This is a genomic window from Teichococcus aestuarii (assembly GCF_003116135.1).
Taxonomy (GTDB): Bacteria; Pseudomonadota; Alphaproteobacteria; order Acetobacterales; family Acetobacteraceae; genus Pseudoroseomonas; species Pseudoroseomonas aestuarii.
The window spans coordinates 1-828 of sequence record NZ_PDOA01000077.1 but is presented as its reverse complement, the minus strand read 5'-3'; the positions used below and the strand labels follow the sequence as shown (position 1 = coordinate 828).

Sequence of the window (828 nt, the reverse complement as noted above, 5' to 3'; positions counted from 1 at the left end):
GAACCTTTGGGCCCGCCTCAAAGAATGGCGTGCCGTCGCCACCCGCTACGAGAAGACCGCCCGATCCTTCATCGGCATCCTCTGCCTCGCAGCAGCCGCCGACTGGCTCAAGCTCTAACAGGCCCTAGTCACCACGCCCACCGGCAGGCCAGCATGGTGGTTGTCGCGGAAGGGCACGAAGACGACCTTGTAGCCCCCCGGCTCGCTGCGGTTCCAGTTGCCGTGCTCGCCGACGGAGGCCGCCACGAAGCGCGTGCCCCTCCGGATGATGCAGAAACCAGCGCCAGGGGACGCGACAGGTGTTCGGGGCGCGCAACGGGTGGCCAGACACGGCGCCAGCAAGCGGGATCCAACGAGCGGGCGGGGGGAGATGCGCGCCGCTCCGAAACAGGGCGGTTCAGTTTCTAGGAATACGATCCTCCCACCAGAGACAACGGAGCGGCCATGAAAGCGCAAAACCGGCAGGCGCCACCGGATAGCTGCCGCCCTCCCCCACCCGCCCCCCCAAATGACCCTCCCCCCCCCGGACATTCCGCTTGACGATGAATGGGGGCAGCGACAGTCTCGCCGGACATGCCCGGCCTCCACGCCCTTTGTGACCGACGCCGACGCCCCCGCACCCAAGCGGCGGCTCTCCGGGCTGCGCGTCGATCAGCGCCCTTCCGCGGGGCGGCGGCCTCGCCCTAGGCCCCACCCGCCGGCGCGGCCCCGGCCCGCATTCCTGAACCCCCGCAGCCCCCGGCTCCGGGGGTTTTCTTTTGCCCGCACCCCGGAAGGACACCAGCATGAGCATTCGCGTCGGCATCGTCGGCATCAGCGGCTTCGGCG

The 828-nt window shown here is 69.8% G+C and carries 1 protein-coding gene and 1 pseudogene; one reads left to right on the top strand and one right to left on the bottom strand.

What is annotated here, in order from left to right:
- Positions 1–118, top strand: a pseudogene (locus CR165_RS24200) (IS5-like element ISMex42 family transposase); the annotation flags it as partial.
- Here the strand turns inward: CR165_RS24200 and CR165_RS26095 are convergent.
- On the bottom strand, positions 115–246 hold the full coding sequence (locus CR165_RS26095; RefSeq protein ID WP_281262133.1) for a hypothetical protein: 132 nt from the start codon (positions 244–246) through the stop codon (positions 115–117). The pseudogene CR165_RS24200 and the gene CR165_RS26095 sit on opposite strands and share 4 nt — an antisense overlap.
- Positions 247–828: the final 582 nt, after the last annotated feature.